Here is a 22,577-nt window from a genome sequence, read left to right as displayed (position 1 = left end):
CTAGCTTTCCCTGAACACCGCCAGGATCAGGGAAAACAGACTGAACAGATCACGTTCCCTGCCAGGCACCTTTACGTCGATCCGGCAATGATCCTGCACAAAGACCTCTTCTGAAATCTCGCCCTCCGACAGCGCCATCAGTGCGGCATAGCTGGTTTGCAAAACGACGTCGGGTTCGGATGCCGGCCGGTAAGCGACAGACGCGGTGCCGTCCCTGGCCATCAGTTCCATCTCTTCGCCATCCACGATCAGGCTGGCTGAAACGCTGAGCCCCTCTGCAGAGACGCGTCGTGCCGCAGCACCCAATGTGACAGCGACGGTTCTCAGATTGCCGGGATCGACGATATCGTTCTCGGGCGGGAACTGCGCTCCGAACATCGCAAGTTCGAAAATCAGGTTCTGCGTTTTGTGCCCCAGATCGGTCAATTCGTAGAGGGTCGTTGCGTGCGGTCCGGAAGTTTTCCGGATGATGCCATCCTCAACCAGCTTTGCCAGCCGCTCGGTCAACAGATTGGCGGCAATTCCGGTCAGCCCGCGCTGAAGGTCCGTAAAACGTGCCGGACCGGCATGCAGATCGCGCAGGACCAGCAGTGTCCACCGGTCACCGATCCGGTCCAGACCCCGCGCAATCGGGCAGAGCAGTTTGTAGGATCGTGGTTTCGCCATCCTTGCCTCACAAAAACGTTACTTTATTTTTTAAAGTGTTCACTTTATTTATCCTCCTGCAATATGAAGCCGAGGTACCACATGTCAACACAGCCAAAAATCCTCGTCACCAGCGCCGCCGGGAAAACCGGGCTGCCCGTGACCCTCCAGCTTTTGCACAAGGGCGCGGATGTCCGTGCGTTTGTGCGCCGCTATGATCAGCGCGCCAGACGGCTGGAGCGCGCGGGCGCTGAAATTTTTGTTGGTAATCAATACGATCTTTCAGATCTGCGGGCCGCAATGCAGGGCATGGACCGCGCATATCAGTGCGCACCCACCGCCCCTAACGGATTGCACTTCAACGCGGCATTTACTGTGGCCGCCGCAGAGGCAAAACTTGAACATATCGTGACACTGGGCCAATGGCTGTCCAGTGCGGACCATCCGTCGCTGTTCACGCGGGAGGTTTATATCTCCGATCAGCTGGCCCGCCTGTCCCCGGATACGACCGTTACATCCGTTGATCCGGGCTGGTTTGCGGACAATTACCTGATGGTCCTCGATACAGCAGCACATCTGGGTCTGTTTACGATGCCACTTGGGCCAGGCGACGAGAAAAAGAATGCGCCGCCATCCAACGAAGATATCGCGAGCGTCGCTGTCGCGGCACTCCTTGATCCGGAAACCCATGCGCATTGCCATTACCGCCCGACCGGCCCCACACTTTTGTCGCCCAACGACATCGCCGGAGCGATCGGCGAGGCCCTGGGGCGCAGGGTCAGATACGTGGATATTTCAGAAAAGATGATGACCAAGGCTTTGCGGGCACATCCTCCGGCCAACTATTCGGCCGCCGCGGTATCGCAGCTGGCAATTTACGCGGAGGAATATCGCCGCGGCAGCTTTGCAGTCAATGCGCCGACGCCGGATGTAGAGATGGTCGGCGGGCGCACGCCTGAGGCTTTTGAGGACATCGTACGGCGCTATGTTGCCGGGCAACCCCGGTATAAAACCAGTCTCAGCCGCCGGCTGGCAGCAATGGCCGGCTTCATGAAGATACTGGCGACCCCGGCACTGGATCTGGCCCGCGTACAAAGTGATCGTGACTACGTCGCGCCCAGACAGCCCCGGTTCAGCCAGGACACCGAAGAGTGGGCACGCACACATGTCCCCCGTCCGGGCGCCGTCAAACGGCTCAAATCCGCCTGAACGCGCTGTCGCACAGCTTACCCCGCAACACCCGGAGAATTTCCCATGTCTAACGTTGATGTCCTGAAAACCCGCAACCAAGACTTCGCACAACACTTCAGACAGGGCGACCTGGTCGCATTGCCAAAACTGGGCATGATCATCATCGCCTGCATTGATGCCCGGGTCGATCCGTCCGCGGTGTTTGGCCTGGAACTTGGCGACGCAGTCGTCATGCGCAACAATGGCGGCCGCGTCACGCCGGCCATCGTTGAGGAAATCACCGCGCTCAGCCTTCTGGTGGGGCGGGTCACCGGCCAGGAAATACCCGGTTTTCATATCGTCCTGATGCAGCACACAAAATGCGGGGCACAGCACTTCGCCAACCCGGAGTTTCAGGCCCAGATCAGAGACCGGACAGGCATTGACGTTTCCGCCTCGGCAATCACGGACCCCGAGCGCGACTTACTGGTGGACATTGACCGTCTCAAAGATGCGCCGGACCTGCACGACGATCTGACGGTGTCGGCAATGCTGTACGACATCGAAACCGGTGTCGCGCGCGAAATTGCCGGAACGACGTCCCTTGCCGATCTGCGAGCATCCGGAGGAGCATAGTTGGGGCGTTGCCACCCGCACCCGGCGGTTTTTTCACACTGTTGGTGCCGGCCCGCTTCACAAACGGGCCGCGTATTGTCTGTTTCGGCGCAGACATCAGGTCTGACAGACTAAACGGCAGCACGGCGCATTGCCGCCATTTGCTGCAACTACTCAACCTTGGTGGCATCAGGGAGCAGACAGTACCAGGCAGCGGTTGTATTGCGGGAAAACAAGGCTAGCATAGCCGGGCAGATACAAGGAGTGATCCATGCTTCTCAGGTCGATGTGCCTTGCCCTTATTTTTTCCGTCGCACACCTTTTGCCCGCCCAGGCTCAACAGGGCCCGCCTGTGGTCACGGTTGCAAAACCCGTTGTGAAACAGATCGTTGAGGATGACGAATTCGTTGGCCGCTTTGGCGCCTCGGGCGAAGTCAACGTCCGCGCCCGTGTTTCAGGTTTCCTGGATAAGGTACATTTTGTGGATGGCAGCCTTGTTGAGCAGGGCCAGCTGCTTTTCACGATTGACCAGCGACAGTTCCAGACCGCTGTCCGTCAGGCCCGGGCACAGATCGCCATCGCTGAGGCAACGAACGACTTCACCACAGAACAGCTGGAACGCGCCGAAGCGCTTGTTGGCAACGGCACCATCCCGCAAAGTGTCGTGGATGAGCGCCGCGAAGCATTTCTTGCAGCGCAGGGGGCGCTCGAACAGGCCCGGGCGGCACTCGAACTTGCAGAACTTGACCTGGAATATTCAGAGATCCGCGCCCCGATTTCCGGCCGGATTGATCAGGCGCTCCTCGACCCGGGCAACCTGGTCGTGGCGCAGGACACGATGCTGACGTCAATCGTCGCAACGGACCCGATTTACTTCTTCTTTGATATCGACGAGCGCTATTTCCTCGCATATGCGCGTGATGCCCGTGAACGCGGCTCTGTTCTGCAGGAGGGTGCCGCCAATCTTGAGGTCCGGGTGTCGGTGGCAGACCGGAGTATACCGTCACAGATCGGCACGCTCGACTTCTCGGAGAACCGGATTGACCAGCAAACCGGGACAATGCGGGTCCGGGCCGTCCTGAGCAACCCGAACGAACTGCTGACGCCTGGGCTGTTCGGGCGCGTGAATGTGCCGGGCTCACTCCCCTATGAAGGCGTTCTGATCCCCGACGCGGCGATTGCGTCCGACCAGAACCGCCGCCTCGTGATGACCGTTGATGCGGAGGGCAACGTGACGCCTCGCGAAATCCGCCCGGGTCCCCGTATTGATGGCTACCGCGTTGTGCGCGAAGGCCTCGACGGGTCTGAAACCATCGTAATCGAGGGGCTAGTGCGCGCGCGCCCCGGTGCTGTGGTAACGCCGGAGATGACCGAACTGCCATTGACCGCAGGCAACTGAAATGGGCCGCTTTTTCGTCACGCGCCCGATCTTTGCCATCGTCATTGCCGTCGTCACCACCATCGTGGGGATCCTGGCTTATTTCCAGTTGCCGGTGGAGCAGTATCCTGAAATCGCCCCGCCCTCCATCGTAGTCCGCGCGCAATACCCCGGCGCCGACGCTGCGACCATCGCAGCAACCGTGGCAACACCGCTGGAGCAGGAGATCAACGGAGTCGAAGACATGCTCTACATGTCTTCCTATTCTACCGCCGACGGCGCGATGTCGCTCACTGTAACTTTTAACCTCGGCACAGACCTCGACGCCGCACAGGTGCTTGTACAGAACCGCGTTTCGATTGCAGAACCACGACTGCCCCAGGAAGTCCGTGCACTCGGGGTGACCACGACCAAATCCTCTCCGGATCTGATGATGGTTATTCATATGCTGTCGCCAGACGAAACCTTCGATCAGCTTTATGTGTCTAACTACGCGCGCTCCCGCGTGCGCGACCAGCTTGTACGGCTGGACGGCGTGGGCGACCTGCAGATCTTCGGTGAGCGTGAGTTTTCAGCACGGGTCTGGCTGGACCCGGACAGGCTCGGGTCGCTGGGTCTGACGTCAGCGGATGTTGTCGCCGCGTTGCGGGAGCAGAACGTGCAGGTGTCGGGCGGGTCCCTTGGTGCGCCGCCCAACGAGACGGACAGCGCCTTTCAGGTCACGCTGACAACCCAGGGCCGCCTTGAGGACCCGCGCGAGTTCGGGCGCGTCATCGTCAAATCCACCGATGACGGACGTGTCGTGCGTGTACGTGATGTGGCCCGCGTTGAAATCGGCGCGCGGTCCTATGTGACAAATTCGTATCTTAACAACAGTCCGGCCGTCGCCCTCGGTATCTTTCAGCGCCCGGGCTCCAATGCCCTCGCCTCGGCCGAGGAAATTCTCGATGTTGTTGAAGATCTTTCCCAGGACTTCCCGCCCGGTCTCGAATACCGGGTGGTCTATAACCCAACGGAATTCATCGCGTCCTCCGTGAACGCAGTCTACCAGACCCTGTTCGAAGCGGTATTGCTCGTGGTCGCGGTTATCCTGGTGTTTCTGCAAAGCTGGCGGACGGCGATCATACCGCTTGTCGCCATCCCTGTTTCGCTCATCGGGACGTTCGCGGTGATGCTCGCGCTTGGCTATTCCCTGAACCTTCTGACGCTGTTCGGCCTCATTCTGGCAATCGGGATCGTGGTCGACGATGCGATTGTCGTCGTCGAAAACGTAGAGCGGAACATCGAAAACGGGATGTCCCCGCGCGAGGCCTCGGCCCGTACGATGGACGAGGTCCAGAACGCCATTATAGGCACCACGCTGGTGTTGATTGCGGTCTTCATCCCGGCTGCACTCGTGCCTGGCATCACAGGTCAGTTTTACCGGCAGTTCGCGGTAACGATCTCGGTCGCGACAGTCATCTCAACGATAAACTCACTGAGCCTGTCCCCCGCTCTCGCTGCCAGCGTTCTGAAACCCGCCGGCGCGGGCCCTTCCCGCAATCCGGTCTTCGCCCTGATGACGCCGCTGGCAAATGGCTTTAACCACGGTTTTGACAAACTCTCTGCGGGGTACGGAAGCCTCGTACGGGTTCTGGCCGGAACGGGCGGTATGCGCGCCATCGCGTGTCTTGTGTTCGCCGGATGCCTCGGAGCGACCTGGTGGATCAACACCAGGGTTCCGACCGGTTTCATCCCAGAGGCGGACCAGGGATACGCCATCGTGGTGGTGCAGCTGCCGGACGGTGCAGCGCTCGACCGGACAGACGCCGTGACCCGACGGGCGACCGAAATCGCGATGGAGACCCCCGGCGTTACAAATGCGGTGGCCTTCGCCGGATTTTCAGGTGCCACATTCACGAATGCCTCAAACCAGGCGGTGATTTTCACGACCTTCGAAAGTTTTGAAGAAAGACTGGAGTCCGGCCTGACAGCCGCTGCGATTGTCGGCAACCTTTTTGGCCGGATGCAGGCTCTGCGCGAAGCTTTCATCATCGCGATCAACCCGCCTGCGGTGCGTGGTGTGGGCAATGGCGGCGGCTTCAAACTGCAGTTGCAGGACATCGAATCTGCGGAAATGAACAGAGTTTTGCAGGCTGCCTATGGCGTTATGGGCGCGGCCGGGCAGTCTGACAAAGTGCAGGGTGTCTTCACGACCTTTTCGGCAGGCTCGCCGCAGTTGTTTCTTGAGATTGACCGGGTGCGCGCACAGATGCTCAACGTGCCCATCGGCGAAATATTTGACGCGCTCTCCATTAATCTGGGGTCAGCCTACGTCAACGACTTCAACGCCTTCGGCAGGCTGTTTCAGGTGCGTGCACAGGCGGACGAGCCATTCAGGCTGGATACGGATGATATCCGAAGCCTGCGGGTGCGCTCGGCAACAAACGATCTGGTCCCTCTGGGCACGCTGATCAGCATCCGCGAAACGGCCGGGCCCACGCTGGTACAGCGTTACAATCAACAGGTTTCCGTGCCCGTTCAGGGCTCGGCGGCCCCGGGTGTCTCGACAGGCGCTGCCCTTCTGGAAATGGAACGGCTTGCAGAACAGGTCATGCCCCCCGGACTGGATTATGAATGGACAGAGCTTGCGTTGCAGGAGCGCAACCAGGGCGACACGGCGGTCTACATCTTTGCGTTCTCAGTCCTCTTTGCCTTTCTGTTTCTCGCCGCACTTTACGAAAGCTGGGTGCTGCCTGTTGTTATCATCCTGATTGTACCGCTGGCGATGCTGGGGGCGCTGGCGGGCGTGATGCTGCGGGGTATGGACAATAATATCCTGACCCAGGTCGGACTGATTGTGCTTGTGGGGCTTGCGGCAAAGAATGCGATCCTGATCGTGGAATTCGCCAAACAGGCTCAGGAAGAACGCGGTATGTCAGCGCTGGATGCTGCTGTTGCGGCAAGTCGCCTGAGGCTGCGGCCTATTCTGATGACTGCCTTTGCCTTCATCCTGGGTGTACTGCCCCTCATGATCGCCACCGGCCCTGGCTCAGAAATGCGTCAGGCGCTCGGCACGGCAGTCTTTTTCGGGATGAGCGGCGTGACCTTCCTCGGCCTTTTCTTCACGCCGGTCTTCTATGTCGCGTTGCGCAGCATTTTCCCGGGCCGCGTTATGAAAGCGGAAGTTTCTGAGTAGTCTCAACAGCAAGGGACGGCGCCGAGCCCGACGCATCCTGGCGGAAAGAATGCAGCTTCCGCCCGATGCTTTGCGCGAACACGTCAATCAGCAGACACCGGAGTGAAAGTGCTCAGGCGCGCCTTTGGCCGGCGGCAGGGTGGCAGAATACGCTGCGCGGTTCCTCACATTGGAAGAGGTCACGCTGGCCGCCCGTCAGGCGCATCAGTTTCCGCTGCCACCTGCCCCTTTTACAGCTGCCGCCCATCGTCTTTCAGTGCGCTCAGGGCACCCTTCAAAAACCCGATGTTTTTGGCCCGCCTGCGCTTTGAGAAGAGCATGTCAGGCCCGAGCAACCGAAGAACTGCGGACCCCAGCGTGTTCAGCTTGGGCCGGGGGTGTCCGTATTTGCCCAGCGCGTAAACACGCGAACGGGCCAGGTGATAAGCCTTGAAGGCAGCCACCTGCGGCAGGCGCGGAGACCCATGCCCGCTGAGATGGACCACCTTTGCATCATGGCAATACATCAGCGGCCCATGTTCACGCAGCCTCAGCGACAGGTCATCATCCTCGTGATACATAAAGATCGCGGGGTCAAAGCCGCCGATTTTCTCAAAAAGAGCCCTGCGGCAGAAGATTGCGGACCCCGCAAGAACGGACACTTCGGCATCGGCAGTGGGCACGGACCCCCGGAGCCGCTCCGCTGGTCTGAGTTTGGAGCCACGCCGGAAACTCTGTCGCCCCGAGCTGTCAAGAATGCGCGGATTGAAGCCACTGGCGTTCTCATATTCCCGCGCAGCTTTGAGGAAGCCCTCAAGAGCACCGGGCTGGAGTTCTGCATCCGGATTGAGGAACAGCAGAAACTCCGTTTCCGCCCTGGCCGCACCCTGGTTGCAGGCGGGACCAAAGCCTGTGTTGTCCGCATTCAGCAGCAGCGTGGCGTTATGCTCATCCGCCAGTTCCTGCAGCGCAGCCGTATCCTTCGAAGCATTGTCAACGAGGACAACGGGGGTGCCGTCGGGCACGCTTTTCAGCATGGCCGGAAGGACGCCAAGGCTGTTGTAACAAACGGTGACGATGGTGACGTTTTCGGTCAAACGGAGATCCTTCCCGCAGATTGCACCTACAGGTTCCGGTCACAGCCGCACTTTCCACCGCATGCGTTGCTGCTTCCCGGATACCCGCAGCTGGTTTTATCCTTCGGCGATGAGACGCCGGTATACCGCCGAGATGGCCTCGGCTTCATGTTCAATCTGGTGCTGATCGACAACCTTCTGTCGCGCCGCCTTCGCCATGGACTGACGCAACGCAGTGTCGCTCATCAGCTTGTCAGTGGCAGAGATCAGTTCCGGAAGATCCTCGGGCGGCACGAGCATCCCGGTCTCGTTCGGGGCCACCAGATCTTCGAAAGCCCCGACGCGGGTCGCGACCACAGCGACACCGCAGGACATCGCCTCCAGTGGTGTCAGCCCGAACCCTTCCCACCGCTGGGGGGCCACGTAAATGTCGCTGGCCTGGAACCATGGCGCAATCGTAAAACCCTTGTCTTCCGGCAGAATGCGCAACCGGTCCCCCAGGTTCGCCGCCTCAATCCTCGCTTTCAGATCGCCTACAAAGGCCTGCTGTTCGCGTGTCACGCCGCCCATGATGATCCCCTGAGCCGTCGGGTGCCGCGGCAAAAGCTCAATCATGGCATCCACGAAGAGGTCGGTCCCTTTCTGCGATCTGATACGGCCAAAACACCCCACGATCAGCGCATCAGGATCAAGCCCGAGACTGGACCGCAATGCAGCGCGGTCAGTGGGTGGCGAAAATTCCTCTGCATCGATGCCGTGTAAAACGACGGTGGCGGGCACCTGCAGATAAGATTTTGCCTTGCCGGAGGCTGCAATAACCGCGTCCATCCGGCGAATGAGCCAGCGCGAATACTCTCCTCTGCGCCGCTGCGCGGCTGAGGTGAAAACCAGTTTGAGCCGTTTGCGGAGCACGTATTTCAGCAGCACACCGGCGAGCATTTCGATGTTCCGCCGTGCATGCCAGACGCGATACCCGGACGGACCCGAGCGTGACATGAAAAGAAGCCGGGAGAGCGGGAACTGCGGGATATCATCCGGCAGCACGGGGCCGGTGGTCGCAATCGCGATCTGTTTGCTCTGCACCGGCACAAGCCGGAACACGGTCGAGGAAACGCCCGAATACCGCCGTTTGAGGTTTGGGGCGATGACGTCGATCGCGTCAGTGTCCACCTGCATGTCTGAAACCTGTTTGCCTGATCAACTGAAAGATTTTTTGCTGTATACCGAAGGGTCCTTGGGAATGCTATCGTGTACCCTCACCCATCGCTGCACCCCCGGGCCGTTGTGCGCCTGGTGCAGAGCTGGCCGCTTCCGGAAGCCCGGAACTAGCCGGATGGGCTGGTGTTGCCCCCATACCCAGCCAGCAGACCGGCCCATTCCTCTTCGCGCCAGTGCATGGTCCCCGCACCTTTCGCCGTTTTTCTCAGCGAACGCAGCAGCCGCTCCAGGGTGGCTTGCTGCCATGGGCCCGGCTGGCGCTTTTCACATTTGTCAAAGTCGATGAACCAGACCCTGCTGCGCGTATCCAGCAGGATGTTGCGGCAGTTCATATCCGAATGAAAAACACCGTGGTCGTGCAGTTTCCGGATGCCGGATCCGATGACGCCCCACAACTCCGCAGAAACCGGCCCTTCGCTCAGGACATCCTGCAGTGGGCTGGCGTGCGGAATACGCTGTGTGATGATGTCCGCGCGGTAAAAAAGACCGGACGGAACAAACTGTGCAGCCACCGGCAATGGAACGGGCAAACCTTCGGCATGCATTTCGCTCAGTAGATCGAATTCGCGCATAGGGCGGCTGTCACCGGCGCGGACACGAAGAAACAGGTCACGGTTCACCCGCCCGACGAGGCCCCCGCGGTGAAAGTGCCGCAGCACCATATCGCGTCCGGCAAAGTGGAAGAAATGTGCGCTGCTCCTGCCCTTGGTGTCACCACGCCACACACCGGCTGAGCGCAGCCAGCTCTCATCAAAGAGCCCTGGCTCCATCGGATCCAGTACGTCTGCGTCATAGCGGATCACAGAACCGTTCAGGTGAAGGTCTCTGGCCATCATTCCAACTGCTCCGACAACGCGCGACAAAGAGGACTGTGCCCGTCAAATAGGCTGATCCGGGTCGCCCCACAAGCAGACCTAAACCATTATTCGCTGTTCAAAGATCAATGAAAGTGTATTTTCCGCCCTGGTTCCTGACCACAGTGGATGAGCCACACCAACAGCAAAGAGACTTTGTTCATAACGATATGGTCCCGGAACGCACCCCATTGCTCCTGAGTGTCTGGATGCTGCTGACGCGGTGTCTTGCCCTCCCCATCACCGGTTTGTCCTGGGCATTGCACCGTCGCATGGGGGCCGACCCGGCACGTTTCCCTGAACGTCTGGGCCACAACGGTTTGCCTGAAAATGAGAACCGGGAAAAAATTGTCTGGTTTCATGCCGCAAGTCTGGGGGAGGTCATGCAGATCTCTCAGCTGGCAGAACATCTGACCAGATCGGAGAACGTCAGAATTCTGGTCACCACCACAACGGCTACGGGTGCCGACTGGGTGGCGCGAAAAATGCCCGGTGTGATCCACCGGTTTGCCCCAATTGACACACCTGGCGCGGTCGAGCGTTTTCTGAACGGGTGGCCTGTCTCTGCCGCTGTTTTCCTCGAAGGCGATCTTTGGCCCCGGTTGCTTGCCGGGCTCCACAGACGCGGCGTGCCCCGGATCCTGCTGAACGCAAGGGACTCGCGCACGCGCACCCGGTTTCCGGCCGTATTCGCCTGGCTGCTCGCCCCTTTTGCTCTTGTGACCTGCCGGTCCGAAACAGTTGCCGGAGGCATGGCCGCGCTGGGTCTGTCTTCGGATCGAATCCACGTATTGCCGGATCTCAGGGTGGCCCAGCCAAAGCTCTCTTTTTCGCAGGAGACACTGGCGGCCTTATCACATGCCGTTGGTCGGCGTCCGGTGTGGCTGGCCGCGTCGACCCATCCGGCAGATGAGGAGGCTGTCCTCGCTGCACATGAAGCTGTGCTTGAGGCCTTCCCCGAAGCTTTGCTGATCATGGCCCCACGCCATCCGAACAGGGGGGTGCCCTTGCAGAAACTGGCGCAGTCGCGGTCCTTGACCACAGCACTGCGCAGTCCGGGTGAGGACATTACGGGCGGAACACAGATCTACATCGCAGACACACTGGGTGAGCTGGGTGTGTTCTTCACACTGTGTCCCGTCACTTTTCTGGGCGGGTCAATCGGCCAGGAAGGCGGGCACAACCCTTACGAACCCATCTGTTTTGAAACCGCGCTTGTTTTTGGCCCTCACGTCAGGAATTTTTCTGACGCCTACAGGTCCCTGGAGCAGGCGGGTGCGGCCATTCAGGTCGGGGACAGCGCGCAGCTTGGTCCGACGGTCGCACGCCTTCTGCAGGGCGACGAAGCAAAGATGCTGGCCCGGTCCGGCCTTGCTGTCAGTGAGAATATCCAGGATTGCACGTTACAGTATGCCGAACTGATAACAGGCGTCCTGAAACAAAACAGTTCCACTCCGCAGGCCTGACTTTCCTTCTGCTGCTCTCCGGGTTCATGATCCCCATCAGGACATCCCACAGGACACAGAGCAGCGCTGACTGACGCCATAGCAACCGCGGGGACGTCGATAACCGCCAGCCACTTTTTTGCTTTGATGTCAGGCAGTGTCTGTTCAATGACAGATCAAACCTTGTGCGCCGAAGCCAAAGGAACCCCATTCGCCCCTTTTCTAAATGCAGGAAAGGTCAGAAGCAGTCAGTCGCCTGCATGATCAATGGCGAGATGTGTTTCCAGTGCTGCCCAGATTGAGGGATACATTGAAGGGGTCAAATGCACCCCATCGTAGTGGGCCGCACTGCCCTGTTGGGCCAAAACCGTGTCGAGTGAGAGCATGGAAACATCATCAATTTCAGCGATGACTCTGTTAAGAGCCTTGGCATCGGCCAGATCATAGGACCAGTCTTCGCCTGTGGCCGGCACGCCTAAAACGACGATATCAGCGGGATCATATTTTGCATTGAGACTTTCGACGAGCTTGACTAGGCTGGAGCGGAAGACCTCAGGATCGGCAGTGTCCCGAACTAACTCCACTGTACCAAAAACCAACACGACGGACTTTGGCGCGATATCAGGTAATTCATCAATCAGGGGCAGAGCCGCGGCGACCGTCAGACCCTGACGCGCGCAATTCACAGTCTGTTTCCCGTCAATTTGCCAGTCAGAGTCGAAAGCCAGGCTATTGCCGAGGACCAGAATGGGTTCTTTGGTGGCAAGCGCTTGAGGTGCAGAAGGACGACAAGCCAAAGAAGCCGGGCGTTTCTCAGGCATCAAGGCGAGGGTAACACCGACTCCTGCGACGAAACAGACGGCGGCAGCGAGTATGGCCCGGATAAGTGTGCTCATCATCTGTCACCACCCTTTGTGGACAGGAAGTCTGACGGCTGCCGTGACCAGAACTTCCGCTCGACAGTGATCTGCAGAACGATATCAGCCCCCAACTCTTCAGCGCGCGCAGGATCGGCCTTATCAGTCCTGATGAATTCGACCTTCTGAAAGCGACCCGACAAGTAAGGAATTGCGGGTATTCCGAAAGAGTCATGGAAAACGACGATCCGTTCGGGTCGCCCCTGAGGGGCACCACAAGTCAGGCGACCTGGGGTCAGAGGATCAATGGTCGTGATCTCGAAAGGTTTTCCGCTGCCATCAGTGCAGGCATATCTGGCCGTCAATACGGGGGCGCTGGCAGGGCGGATATCCTGCTGGCCGATCATCCGGGCCATATCGCCGCTGCGAGGCAGGCTGGCCTCCACAACTACAGGGCGTTCGGACGGGATGCCAAGCGCGCCGAGCGCCCGATCCATAACGATTGCGGCTCCCCACTCCGTCCAATGCGTATCTGTGGGATGATAGAGCAGGCGCCCGGGGTCACTGGCTCGGGCCTGCTGCAGTACCGTACGGCTGTCGAATGGGGCTGGAGACACACCGTCAACAGCCTGTACTATATCGGCTGTCCTTGTCCGATCCGGCGGGACCGGGTCCACCCAAAGCGGTAGGTATTCAGGATAGATCGAATGCTTATTCGGACCCATCACGAAGGCATATTTGATCCCCCGCGCTTCGAAAGCAGTCTGCGCGGTCTCAAAGTGATCCCGCCAGGCTGACGCATCTTCTGCGGTCAGTCTGCCCTGTCCCTGCGCCATGGCGATTGGGGCTACCGTGTTGAGGAATAAGAACCCATCCCGTCCGAAGACCACATTTGGTGCAGGGCTATGTCCAAACAGCCCGATCTTCACCTGACTGTTCCAGGTAACGAAATGGTCCTTCATGGCGTAGCGGTTGGCAACGTAGAACCGCACCTCGGAAAAAAGCCGGGCCATGTCCTTTGCTGATCGGGCTGGGGCTGGTGTCGGAGCGATCCGTTCCTGGCGTGTGGTGCCCGGGCCGTTGGTCATGTCGAACAATGTCACAAAGCCAAGGCCAGCAAGGATTACAAGCGCGAAAATGGCGGATATGAAGGAAGGAGGCGACATGAGTTAGAACCTGAAATAAATAAACGGGCTATAGGACGCAGCACCGACCGACAAGATTGCCAGCCCGAACAGTGCCCAGAACCGGACCTCGGAAGCCATGATTCCCAGCGGGAAGCGGCGTTCCAGCCATGGACGTAACCCGACGGAAACAGGTATGGCGACTGCTGCTACGGCGATGGCATAGGCATCAAGATACCTTGTCAGCGGATGGAAAACAGCTTCCGGCCCACTCCTGAACAGGAACATGGAGTAATAGAATTCCAACGCTTGCTCAAAACTGCCGGCCCGGAACAGAACCCAGCCCGTGATAACCACCACAAGCAGATAAGCGTGGTTCACCGCACGCGGCAATGCGCCGAGTATTCTTGCCAGGCCCAGCCGTTCAAGGATCAGGAACATCCCGTGCCAAAGCCCCCAGGCCACAAACGTCCACGCCGCCCCGTGCCAGAGCCCGGTGGCCAGAAAAACCAGCAGCAAGTTCATATAAGTTCGAGCTGCACCCTTTCTGTTCCCGCCGAGTGGAATGTACAGATAATCACGGAACCAACGCGACAGCGTCATATGCCAGCGCCGCCAGAACTCGGTGACTGAGGTTGAGGCATAGGGATAGTTGAAGTTTTCGGGAAAGCGGAAGCCAAGGATACGTCCCAATCCAATGGCCATGTCGGAATACGCCGAAAAGTCGAAATAGAGCTGCAGCGAGTACGCGATGGCCCCGGCCCAGGCGGTCTCTGGCGTCAGGCCTCCGGCTGGTATGGCATAGATTTGATCGGCGACCAGCCCCATAGGATCTGCAATGAGCGTTTTCTTGGCCAATCCGCGCACGAAGCGCTCCATCCCAATCGAAAAATCGCCGCGATCAGTGCTTCGGTCCTTGAGCGCGGTTTCGACCTCGGCATAGCGGACAATGGGCCCTGCAATGAGCTGGGGGAAGAGTGAAATATACAGGGCCAGGTCGAATGGATTGCGCTGCATTGCGACACGGCGGAAGTAGAGATCAACAAGATACGACAGTGCCTGGAACGTAAAAAATGAGATACCTATCGGAAGGGCCGGAGCGATCTCCTGAGCGTGAGCGACATTCAGGTTTCCGAGCAGAAAACCCGTATACTTGAAGTATGCTAACAGCAGCAGGTTACCCACAATCCCTGCCCAGAGCGCGATCAGACGCATCCGTCCCTGTGCGGGTGCAATCCAGCGGCCCGCGGCATAGTTCATCAGAATCGATCCGATCAGGATGAGAACATATTCGTCCTCGCCCCATGCATAGAAAAACAGGCTTGCCGCGAGCAGAATACCATTGCGCGTCGTGCGTCCTGACAGAAAATAGACAGCCAGAGCAGCAGGAAGAAACAGCCAAAGAAAAACAGGGGCGGAAAAAACCATTAGTAGTTAAAGCCTTCTATACCCGACGCGGAAAGAGTGGATAAAACATCAAGATTCAACAAATATCGTAACTACGCATTTGCGCGCTTAAGGTATTCCGCAAGGGCGACTTCCAGTATCGCCTGGTGCGTTTGGTCTGTTTCGGCGGCGTGAAGCCTCAGACGTTTATAGGTTTCGCCATCAAGGGCAAGCGTCAGCCGTTTTTCGCCCGGCCGCTTTACCGGTTTCTTTTCCCTGGCCGCGCCCTGCCCTGCCCCGCGTTGCGGTATACCCGTATCGGTTGGGCGGTTTTCGGTGTTCAGCAGGCCATCGAGGGCTGCGGGCTTCTTAGCCATTCAGACTTCCTTTCACGTAATTCCATACAGCGGCAATCTCCGCCACCGCCTTGTCGTCGGTTGGCTCAGATACCCCCTGGTCCGTCACGCCCGGTCTCGGCACAGGCGACACGTTGAGCGATATTCACCGGGGCGACCCTGCCATGTTGTGCTGGGACGCGGGCCTCTTCTTCTGTGGTCCGCGCACGCGGCGTTTGAGACAGGGCAAAGGCGACAGGCACCTTCGCGGCATTCACGGCGGCCACGGTCGTGCCCACGGCCCACACATCGTCAGGTGACGGTCGAACCGGGTTCAACACCAGGGCAGCCGCGCCAAGCGGTTCAGATAGCCATTCCGGGGCCGCCGATGGCGTGTCTGCTATGCAGAGGTCGATTTGTGCCCTGGCCGCATCGCGTGTGGCGGCCACGGACAGGTCGTAGGCCAAGGTGGTTTTCCCGGCCCCGCCTTTCTGAGCGGCGATGAGGGGCGTTATCAATTCTGGCTCCCTCTAAAACCCATCACAACCCAGATCGCGCCTGAGACCAGTCCAAGAACCGCCATTGGCGGGATGAATCCGGCCAGGACAACATCCCATAACACCTGAAAAAATGTCCTTGGGGGTGGCGGGTTGAAGTCCGCCGCGCCAGTGAAATCAGAATGAAAAAATACTCTTGGCAAAATGAAAACTAACCATAACGCCGACAAGAACAGCCAAAGGCGAAAAAAACCGCGTCGCCATCTGTTCTGACTTTCCATCCACTTCATTAGGCAATGCATATCGCAATTATGCGAAGCCGCAAACGCACAAATTCATATTTACGCAATTGCGCACGTATACAGGAACGTTACGGACGTAGAGTTTTTTGTACACCCCGGGATTGAGAGGCCCGCGCTTTGAGAGTCGTCACCTGCCTTCGCGTATCAACAGAACACAAGGGCAAGAGCGGTTTGGGAGGGAAACGCAACGCTGTGTGCGTTTCCCGCAAGGGTTCGAAGCCCGAAGAGAATCATCGGTATGACAAAGACCACGTCTACAGCGCGGCCGACAATGTTGGCGACCCCTCAGGCGGTATGTTTGTATCTGATCGCAGCCATATGAAGAACGCGACGATCAGAGCCGAATGAGCGTAGGCAATAGCTTGTACCATATCCGGCGGATTGGTGATCCGATTAGAGAAACCGTCTGTGCCGTCGCCGAATGCAGAAAACCCGATGGCAACTACGCCGGTTAGCATCACCACCCAAAGACGCTGAACCTTAGTGCCTCCGCTTCCTAAGATGACGTAGTGAAACAAAAGGCTGAATAGATGAACTCCGACCAGGCCGCCGACGGACAGGCCCCAATACACAAAGGCGGTCCGGATGAAGCGAGAGACTTTTCTATCTCATTCAAGGAACTAAACGACTGGGTAAAAACTCTGATCTGAAAGGCGGCTTTCAATCATTTTTGAAGATGTGGCTGCATTCGCGGCGACCGTCCGCTTGACGGCCGTCGTGATGATCTCGTCGTAGGCCGTCCGCATGCCGTAGAGCTTGAGCTGGCCCATGGCGTCGAGAACCTGTGTCCGTTCCATTCTGTGGTCTCCTCAGGCTGTCATACCGATCGCAGTTGGCTTCAGGTTCGCAAGCCAGCTTCAGCGCGTCCGGGGTGGTGATTGTCAGGGGTGGTGGTGGTTCCCGGTGGCGCGCCAGGATGTTCAGAACGACACCAGCAGAATGGACATTGTGCGACAGCGCCGCTGCACAGGCGGCTTCGACGGCCTCCAGGCCATCGGTCAAGATGGCTCCGAGGATATCGACCATTTGGCGGTCACCGCCCGGCTGTCGCTCCAGCTTTTTGCGCACGCGTCTTATGGCAATGGGCAGCTCCCACCCCTTAATCGGTGCGCCGTTGCGCAATGCGCCCGGTTTGCGCGTGAGCACCGGTAAATAATGCAACGGATCATAGATCGTTTTACCGCGACCGAAGGCACGTTCATGCTGGCCAACGATCTTGCCATCCTGCCAGCATTCCAGCCGGTCAGCGTAGGCCCGGATCTCCACGGGGCGACCGACCGTGCGGGCGTCAACGGAGTAGCGGTTGTTGTCAAACCGCACGAGGCAGGTTTTGGAAACAGAGGCCGGAACCGCGTGGAATCCGTCAAACGGACCAACGTATGGCACCAAGCTGGAGCGCTCTTCTTCGAACACTTCCCAGATGGTCCTGTCGCGCATCTCGGGATGTTTGTTTGCCATGGCAAAGGCGACGCAGCGATCTTCGAGCCATGCATTCAACTCGGCGTAGGATTTGAACTTTGGCCGCGGCACAAAGAACCGGCGGCGGATCACGCCGACCTGGTTCTCAACTTGCCCCTTCTCCCATCCAGAGGATGGAGTACAGGCCACCGGTTCCACGAGATAGTGGCCACACATCTGATGGAAGCGACGATTGTAGGCACGATCCTTGCCGACGAAGATCGTATCCACCGCCGTCTTCATGTTGTCATAGATGCCGCGCGCACAGGCTCCGCCGAAGAAGGCAAACGCTTGGTCGTGCGCGTCAAACACCATCTCTTGGGTCTCACGCGGATAGGCACGCACGAACGGCATCCGGCTATGGCTGAGGCGCACATGCGCGACCTTCACGGTCGTCCTGACGCCGTCGATCAGAACAACTTCATGGCTCCAGTCGAACTGATAGGCTTCGCCCGGATCGAAGCTCAGCGGCACATAGGAGGCCGCTGACGCTTCCTGTGTCTCTCGCGACCAATTGCCGCGTACCAGCGCACAGCATCATAGCTGCCATCGTAGCCGAGATTGCGCAGCTCATCGTACACACGGACAAGCGTCAACCGCTCACGCTTGGGTTTGCCTGCGTTGGCTTCAAGCATCCCGTCAAGCTGGTCACGCCAAGGGTCGATCTTCGGACGCGGCTGAACAGATCGGTCATAGCTGAACTCGGTATCGCCGGATCGAACAACTTTCCGCACCGTATTCCGCGATAGCCGAAGGTCGCGGCAAATCTGCTTGATAGACTTGTCCTCAACAAAAAACGCACGCCTGATCTTCGCAATCGTTTCCACGACCAACATCCCCAATCTGCTCCCCAAAACCCTTTGAGAAGCATCTGAACAGAATTGACAGGGGGGTCACTTTTGGACGCCGATCACCCCTCAATGGGGGTCAATTTTGCATGCCGTTTCACAACCAGGCAACCTGTTTGCGACGGTGAAAGTCTGCTTCGCGGGGCGACCAAGGCCATCGTCCTGGCGAAACAAAAATCCGTTTTGGGTCGACACCAAATCAGATCAGTTCTTTGAACGGCCATTATTTGGTGGGGAGACTCTCGCTCCACCTGCGAAGCTGATCGAGAAAACCAAGCGCAGTTTTCCCAAGATCCGTCACTTCATAGGAGACAGATAGCGGCTTGGTTTCGGTGACTTCCCGGCAGACTAATCCTTGTGACTCCAGTTGACGAAGTCTTTCTGTGATCATCTTTTTGCTGGCGCCGCTGATCATCCGCGACAGGTCGTTGAAGCGCACCGGGCCGTCTTTCAGATGCCAGAGAATCGAGCCGGTCCATTTCCCTCCGATGATCCGCATTCCACGTTCTATTGCGCATGGACTTGCGCAGGCGTCCTCAACACTTTTGCGGCCGCGATGATCCCGACTGATGCGCGCTTCCATTCACTTCTCCATCTCACGGGAGTAGGTTACGAAAAGTATACTAGTTGATTTTCTTCGCTTTGTCCTCAGTTTGGTCAAATCCTTTTGGATACGGCCACTGATCGGAGAATGACGATGACCCAACCTGCAATTCACCTCTACACCGCTGCCACGATGAACGGATACAAGCCGGTGATTTTTCTGGAGGAGGCTGGCGTACCCTACGACCTGACCACCGTGGATTTCTCAAAGCAGGAGCAAAAAGCACCTGACTACATAAGGTTGAATCCGAACGGAAAAATTCCGACAATCGTTGACGCTGACGAGCATCGCGCAGTCTTCGAAAGCGGCGCCATTCTTTGGCACCTGGCAGAAAAATACAGAAAATTCCTTCCGGAAGACCCGCTCAAACGCTCGGAAGTTATGCAATGGATGTTCTTTCAGGTTGGGCACGTGGGCCCCATGATGGGACAGGCGATGTACTTTCAACATATCGCTGCACCAAATGGACATGAGGAGCCGTTTTCGATCAAGCGGTACGTCAACGTGTCCCGTCGATTGCTTGAAGTTCTGGACACTCATCTTGATGGTCGCGATTGGCTCGCGGCAAACGAATACACGATAGCGGATATGATGACCTATCCTTGGGCACGGGCCTATGTCTGGGCGCGGGCAAGTATAGATGGCCTGCCCAATTTGCAGAAATGGTTTGACCGGATCGACGCGCGGCCAGCCGTGCAAAAGGCACTCACAATTCCGAAAGCTAATCCGCAGTTTTGGCATGCGGGGGCTGATGCGGGTGCATTTGCGAAAGAGAACGCTGCCCGATTTGCAAACGACGTGAAATCCTAGAGCCCTCAACAGCGGCATTCGCGCCATTTGAAGCATCCGTGGCAAAGGGGCTTGGACGCCCTCTGCGGCAGCACAGCATCTGCGGTTGCGAGGCGCGATAGCTTATCAGCGGTGGCCTGAAGCCAAAATTGGGTTCCAAGCTCGGTTTCTGAAGGCGGAGCCTGCATATCTGCCTTTCGGCTCAAGGTGTTAGGACTTCAACTTCCCTTACTGACAGCTCGATCTGAGTTTTCGCCCATAGCAACTATGGGCGGTGGTATCTGCGGCAGTTACGACAGGACGATAAATGGAGCCTACGGTATGTAGCCCGGTAACTGGTCCAAAGCTGATTTCAAAGCTTCTCCCCAACCTGACGAGATAGCCTGATATATCGGATCACCACTTTCGATCCGTATGATTTCGGTCGGCGCAAAGCTGTCTCCTGTGTAGACCAGCACATCAAAGGGTGGCCCGACGGAGAGATTTGATTTCACGGTTGAATCAAAGGAAACCAGCAAGAGCTTGAGTGCGTCGCCGAAGGCAAGATCAGGCTCATAGGCCCGTACCAGGATTGGTTTGCCGTACTTCGTTTCACCGATCTGGAAGAAAGGCGTATCTTCGGAAACCTCAATGAAATTTCCTTCAGGATAGACGAGAAAGACCGTCGGTTTGCCACCTTTGATCTGCCCGCCGACGATGACTGAGGCACTGAACGCGTCCGCTGATTCCTGACCGTTGGGACTGCTGTATGATATGACTTCCCGCAGGGTTGACCCAACCAGTCGCGCCACCTGAAACATGGTAGGCTGGCTCAGGATACTCGGATCACGATCATCTACCGCTTCGGTTCTTTCCCGAAGCAGGCTGATCATAGCCTGGGTCGTCGCCAGGTTTCCTGCGGTCATAATGGTGATGTTGCGTTCACCCGGCACGCTGAAGTTGAACATCTTCCGGGCAGACGCAAAATTATCCACGCCCGCGTTTGTTCGTGTGTCGGACATGAAAACAAGGCCGCGATCAAGACGCAAACCAACGCAATAGGTCATAACGGGTCATCCTGCATTAGGTGGTCGGTTTCTTTACTGTTGCACTTGCAAAGAAACAACAAGGCCCTCGCCCCCACTTCCCATGCGGAGGCCGGAAACAGGTGCCGCGTCATGAGCGTCGCGCCCAATTGCAAGCCGCACATAGCGTTCATCGGGCGAGATGCCGTTTGAGACGTCGAAGCCAACCCAGCCAAGATCGTCGACATGGGCCTCGGCCCAGGCATGGCTGGCTTCCTGATCGATCCGGTCGTCCATGAACAGATATCCACTGACGTAGCGGACCGGGTAACCAAGGGTGCGGGCGGCGGCGATAAAGATGTTGGCGTGGTCCTGACAGACGCCACTCTTCTGCGCCACCGCTTCTTCGGCCCTGGTTTCGGCGTGCGTCACGTTCAGCGCATAAGGAACCCGTTCCAGGATTGCGCGGGAGAGGGCGTGCAACCTGTCCAGCGCACTGCCACGCGTATCGAGGGTCCGGGCCAGTTCAGTGATAAGCGGTCCAGCCTCTGTCTGCGGCGTTGGCCGTTTGAAATACCACAGCGGCGCCCGGCCGTAGACCTGGCCCAAAACACCCGACAGATCATGGGTCTGCACCTCACCTTCCACCACCACGGACAGGACCTGCACGTTTTCATCCGAACATATTAAACCAACGTGGTTGCCGTGATGATCATCATATTCAACCTCAAGGCCGCCTCCTTCGATCCTCATGTCCCATGACAGCACTGTCTGGAGAGGGGAATTTCCGGGCTGGAGCCGAACGCGCTGCAGCGCGTATTGAACTGGGCCTTCAAAACTGTACTCGGTGCGATGGGCGACTTTGATAAGCATTCAGCTGATAAACCTGTACTGCGTCTCGATCTGTGTGCCGAGTGCCGCGATGTCGACAAGCGTCTGCGTAATGTATTCATGCAGGCCTTCTTCGAAGATCGTATTTATATCGCGCCCCCTGATCCGCGCCTGCAGGGACTGCGCGGCATCGAGGCTTTGGCTGTCCCCACCGTATTCTTCCTGAAGTTCTTGCAGGTTCGAAGTGATCTGCTTGGCGCAAAAGGCGAGCGACCTTGGAAAACGGGGATCAAGGATCAGGAACTCGGTGATGCTTGACGCATTGAAATCATCCTGCACCGCGTGACGGAACGAACGGTGTGCCGAGACGGAACGCAGGACCATCTCCCATTGCACATTATCGAGTTTGCTGCCCACGAAAGACGGTGACGGCAACAAGGCATGGTACTTTACGTCAATGATCCGCGCTGTGCTGTCGGCGCGCTCGATGAAGGTGCCGAGACGGCAGAAGTTATAGATATCATTCCGGAGCATCGTTCCATGCAGCGCGCCCCGGACCAGCGCGGATTGCTGACGAATAACCTCGAGCGCCTGCGGCAGTTCCGCATCCGGTACGGGTGTCCTGAGGCGTTCGGTTAAAATCATCCACGTTTCATTCACCGCCACCCAGACCTCGGTCGTTAGTGCGGTACGGACAAGGCGGGCATTGTCCCTTGCGGCTTTAATCATCGAAAGAACAGAACTTGGATTGGTCGGTTCCCGCAACAGAAAGTCACTGACGTTCTGGCTGGTGTACCCTTCATGCCGGGCCTCAAAGGCTACCTGCTGCGAGGATGAAACGATAACTGATCTCCAGTCGGTGGCAGGATCAGTGGACCGGGTCAGGGCAATCCGGAAGCCCGCTTCGATCAGGCGCGCCGTATTCTCGGCCCGCTCTAACCCGCGCAACATCCAGTAAAGACCACCTGCAGTTTTTCCCAGCAT

General features: G+C 58.0%; 19 protein-coding genes and 2 pseudogenes. 6 read left to right on the top strand and 15 right to left on the bottom strand.

What is annotated here, in order from left to right:
• Complete coding sequence (locus tag AB4K19_RS00870) at nucleotides 1–666, bottom strand: winged helix-turn-helix transcriptional regulator (protein ID WP_436398723.1); 666 nt, start codon at nucleotides 664–666, stop codon at nucleotides 1–3.
• 81 nt (nucleotides 667–747) lie between these two features.
• Between AB4K19_RS00870 and AB4K19_RS00865 the strand changes: the two genes are divergently transcribed.
• The 4 genes from AB4K19_RS00865 (at nucleotide 748) to AB4K19_RS00850 (ending at nucleotide 6,986) form a co-directional block, all read left to right on the top strand.
• Nucleotides 748–1,854, top strand: coding sequence for an NmrA family NAD(P)-binding protein (locus AB4K19_RS00865; protein WP_436398722.1), 1,107 nt, complete (start codon nucleotides 748–750; stop codon nucleotides 1,852–1,854).
• Between the two features lie 45 nt (nucleotides 1,855–1,899).
• A complete protein-coding gene (locus AB4K19_RS00860; RefSeq protein WP_375230078.1) occupies nucleotides 1,900–2,451 on the top strand; it encodes a carbonic anhydrase in 552 nt (183 codons plus the stop codon).
• A 250-nt stretch (nucleotides 2,452–2,701) separates the two neighbouring features.
• On the top strand, nucleotides 2,702–3,829 hold the full coding sequence (locus tag AB4K19_RS00855; RefSeq protein WP_375230077.1) for an efflux RND transporter periplasmic adaptor subunit: 1,128 nt from the start codon (nucleotides 2,702–2,704) through the stop codon (nucleotides 3,827–3,829).
• Between the two features lies 1 nt (nucleotide 3,830).
• On the top strand, nucleotides 3,831–6,986 hold the full coding sequence (locus AB4K19_RS00850; RefSeq protein ID WP_375230076.1) for an efflux RND transporter permease subunit: 3,156 nt from the start codon (nucleotides 3,831–3,833) through the stop codon (nucleotides 6,984–6,986).
• Between the two features lie 230 nt (nucleotides 6,987–7,216).
• On the opposite strand, the gene AB4K19_RS00845 is transcribed toward AB4K19_RS00850, so the two are convergent.
• The 3 genes from AB4K19_RS00845 to AB4K19_RS00835 form a co-directional block, all read right to left on the bottom strand.
• On the bottom strand, nucleotides 7,217–8,062 hold the full coding sequence (locus AB4K19_RS00845; RefSeq protein ID WP_436398720.1) for a glycosyltransferase family 2 protein: 846 nt from the start codon (nucleotides 8,060–8,062) through the stop codon (nucleotides 7,217–7,219).
• A gap of 96 nt (nucleotides 8,063–8,158) precedes the next feature.
• A complete protein-coding gene (locus AB4K19_RS00840) occupies nucleotides 8,159–9,217 on the bottom strand; it encodes a glycosyltransferase family 4 protein (RefSeq protein ID WP_375230073.1) in 1,059 nt (352 codons plus the stop codon).
• Between the two features lie 149 nt (nucleotides 9,218–9,366).
• The gene (locus AB4K19_RS00835; RefSeq protein ID WP_375230072.1) at nucleotides 9,367–10,095 is read right to left on the bottom strand and encodes a 3-deoxy-D-manno-octulosonic acid kinase; all 729 of its coding nucleotides are present in this window, start codon (nucleotides 10,093–10,095) and stop codon (nucleotides 9,367–9,369) included.
• Nucleotides 10,096–10,202: 107 nt separating this feature from the next.
• Between AB4K19_RS00835 and AB4K19_RS00830 the strand changes: the two genes are divergently transcribed.
• Nucleotides 10,203–11,579, top strand: coding sequence for a 3-deoxy-D-manno-octulosonic acid transferase (locus AB4K19_RS00830; RefSeq protein ID WP_436398718.1), 1,377 nt, complete (start codon nucleotides 10,203–10,205; stop codon nucleotides 11,577–11,579).
• Nucleotides 11,580–11,806: 227 nt separating this feature from the next.
• Here AB4K19_RS00830 and AB4K19_RS00825 read toward each other — a convergent pair whose 3' ends face one another.
• From AB4K19_RS00825 to AB4K19_RS00790, 8 genes and pseudogenes are all read right to left on the bottom strand, one after another.
• Nucleotides 11,807–12,457: an SGNH/GDSL hydrolase family protein gene (locus AB4K19_RS00825; RefSeq protein WP_375230070.1), complete on the bottom strand. Its 651-nt coding sequence runs from the start codon at nucleotides 12,455–12,457 to the stop codon at nucleotides 11,807–11,809.
• A complete protein-coding gene (locus AB4K19_RS00820; RefSeq protein WP_436398716.1) occupies nucleotides 12,454–13,581 on the bottom strand; it encodes an alginate O-acetyltransferase AlgX-related protein in 1,128 nt (375 codons plus the stop codon). Before AB4K19_RS00820 ends, AB4K19_RS00825 begins: the two co-directional genes overlap by 4 nt.
• Nucleotides 13,582–13,584: 3 nt before the next feature.
• On the bottom strand, nucleotides 13,585–14,967 hold the full coding sequence (locus AB4K19_RS00815; protein WP_436398714.1) for an MBOAT family O-acyltransferase: 1,383 nt from the start codon (nucleotides 14,965–14,967) through the stop codon (nucleotides 13,585–13,587).
• Between the two features lie 71 nt (nucleotides 14,968–15,038).
• On the bottom strand, nucleotides 15,039–15,302 hold the full coding sequence (locus AB4K19_RS00810) for a ribbon-helix-helix protein, CopG family (RefSeq protein WP_375230066.1): 264 nt from the start codon (nucleotides 15,300–15,302) through the stop codon (nucleotides 15,039–15,041).
• 65 nt (nucleotides 15,303–15,367) lie between these two features.
• A complete protein-coding gene (locus tag AB4K19_RS00805; RefSeq protein WP_375230065.1) occupies nucleotides 15,368–15,778 on the bottom strand; it encodes a hypothetical protein in 411 nt (136 codons plus the stop codon).
• Between the two features lie 979 nt (nucleotides 15,779–16,757).
• Nucleotides 16,758–16,856 (bottom strand): annotated as a pseudogene (locus AB4K19_RS00800) (ATPase); the annotation flags it as partial.
• 7 nt (nucleotides 16,857–16,863) lie between these two features.
• A pseudogene (istA, locus tag AB4K19_RS00795) lies at nucleotides 16,864–18,353 on the bottom strand (IS21 family transposase); the annotation flags it as partial.
• A gap of 235 nt (nucleotides 18,354–18,588) precedes the next feature.
• Nucleotides 18,589–18,948: a winged helix-turn-helix transcriptional regulator gene (locus AB4K19_RS00790; RefSeq protein ID WP_375230064.1), complete on the bottom strand. Its 360-nt coding sequence runs from the start codon at nucleotides 18,946–18,948 to the stop codon at nucleotides 18,589–18,591.
• A gap of 114 nt (nucleotides 18,949–19,062) precedes the next feature.
• Between AB4K19_RS00790 and AB4K19_RS00785 the strand changes: the two genes are divergently transcribed.
• Entirely contained in the window at nucleotides 19,063–19,779 is a 717-nt protein-coding gene (locus tag AB4K19_RS00785) for a glutathione S-transferase family protein (RefSeq protein ID WP_375230063.1), read from the top strand.
• Nucleotides 19,780–20,072: 293 nt separating this feature from the next.
• On the opposite strand, the gene AB4K19_RS00780 is transcribed toward AB4K19_RS00785, so the two are convergent.
• The 3 genes from AB4K19_RS00780 to AB4K19_RS00770 are packed head-to-tail and all read right to left on the bottom strand — an operon-like array spanning nucleotide 20,073 to nucleotide 22,577.
• Nucleotides 20,073–20,804, bottom strand: a complete 732-nt coding sequence (locus AB4K19_RS00780; RefSeq protein ID WP_375230062.1) for a peptidase — start codon at nucleotides 20,802–20,804, stop codon at nucleotides 20,073–20,075.
• A gap of 33 nt (nucleotides 20,805–20,837) precedes the next feature.
• A complete protein-coding gene (locus AB4K19_RS00775) occupies nucleotides 20,838–21,635 on the bottom strand; it encodes a transglutaminase family protein (protein ID WP_375230061.1) in 798 nt (265 codons plus the stop codon).
• Complete coding sequence (locus AB4K19_RS00770) at nucleotides 21,636–22,577, bottom strand: alpha-E domain-containing protein (RefSeq protein ID WP_375230060.1); 942 nt, start codon at nucleotides 22,575–22,577, stop codon at nucleotides 21,636–21,638.

It is taken from the genome of Roseobacter phycocola, from assembly GCF_042055075.2.
Lineage (GTDB): Bacteria > Pseudomonadota > Alphaproteobacteria > Rhodobacterales > Rhodobacteraceae > Roseobacter.
This window is presented reverse-complemented; position numbering and strand designations above follow the sequence as displayed.

Coding starts and splice junctions, on each gene's coding strand:
- AB4K19_RS00870 (WP_436398723.1), bottom strand. CDS start 666: ATGGCGAAACCACGATCCTACAAACTGCTCTGCCCGATTGCGCGGGGT.
- AB4K19_RS00865 (WP_436398722.1), top strand. CDS start 748: ATGTCAACACAGCCAAAAATCCTCGTCACCAGCGCCGCCGGGAAAACC.
- AB4K19_RS00860 (WP_375230078.1), top strand. CDS start 1,900: ATGTCTAACGTTGATGTCCTGAAAACCCGCAACCAAGACTTCGCACAA.
- AB4K19_RS00855 (WP_375230077.1), top strand. CDS start 2,702: ATGCTTCTCAGGTCGATGTGCCTTGCCCTTATTTTTTCCGTCGCACAC.
- AB4K19_RS00850 (WP_375230076.1), top strand. CDS start 3,831: ATGGGCCGCTTTTTCGTCACGCGCCCGATCTTTGCCATCGTCATTGCC.
- AB4K19_RS00840 (WP_375230073.1), bottom strand. CDS start 9,217: ATGCAGGTGGACACTGACGCGATCGACGTCATCGCCCCAAACCTCAAA.
- AB4K19_RS00835 (WP_375230072.1), bottom strand. CDS start 10,095: ATGATGGCCAGAGACCTTCACCTGAACGGTTCTGTGATCCGCTATGAC.
- AB4K19_RS00830 (WP_436398718.1), top strand. CDS start 10,203: ATGAAAGTGTATTTTCCGCCCTGGTTCCTGACCACAGTGGATGAGCCA.
- AB4K19_RS00825 (WP_375230070.1), bottom strand. CDS start 12,457: ATGATGAGCACACTTATCCGGGCCATACTCGCTGCCGCCGTCTGTTTC.
- AB4K19_RS00820 (WP_436398716.1), bottom strand. CDS start 13,581: ATGTCGCCTCCTTCCTTCATATCCGCCATTTTCGCGCTTGTAATCCTT.
- AB4K19_RS00815 (WP_436398714.1), bottom strand. CDS start 14,967: ATGGTTTTTTCCGCCCCTGTTTTTCTTTGGCTGTTTCTTCCTGCTGCT.
- AB4K19_RS00810 (WP_375230066.1), bottom strand. CDS start 15,302: ATGGCTAAGAAGCCCGCAGCCCTCGATGGCCTGCTGAACACCGAAAAC.
- AB4K19_RS00790 (WP_375230064.1), bottom strand. CDS start 18,948: ATGGAAGCGCGCATCAGTCGGGATCATCGCGGCCGCAAAAGTGTTGAG.
- AB4K19_RS00785 (WP_375230063.1), top strand. CDS start 19,063: ATGACCCAACCTGCAATTCACCTCTACACCGCTGCCACGATGAACGGA.
- AB4K19_RS00780 (WP_375230062.1), bottom strand. CDS start 20,804: ATGACCTATTGCGTTGGTTTGCGTCTTGATCGCGGCCTTGTTTTCATG.
- AB4K19_RS00775 (WP_375230061.1), bottom strand. CDS start 21,635: ATGCTTATCAAAGTCGCCCATCGCACCGAGTACAGTTTTGAAGGCCCA.
- AB4K19_RS00770 (WP_375230060.1), bottom strand. CDS start 22,577: ATGCTGGGAAAAACTGCAGGTGGTCTTTACTGGATGTTGCGCGGGTTA.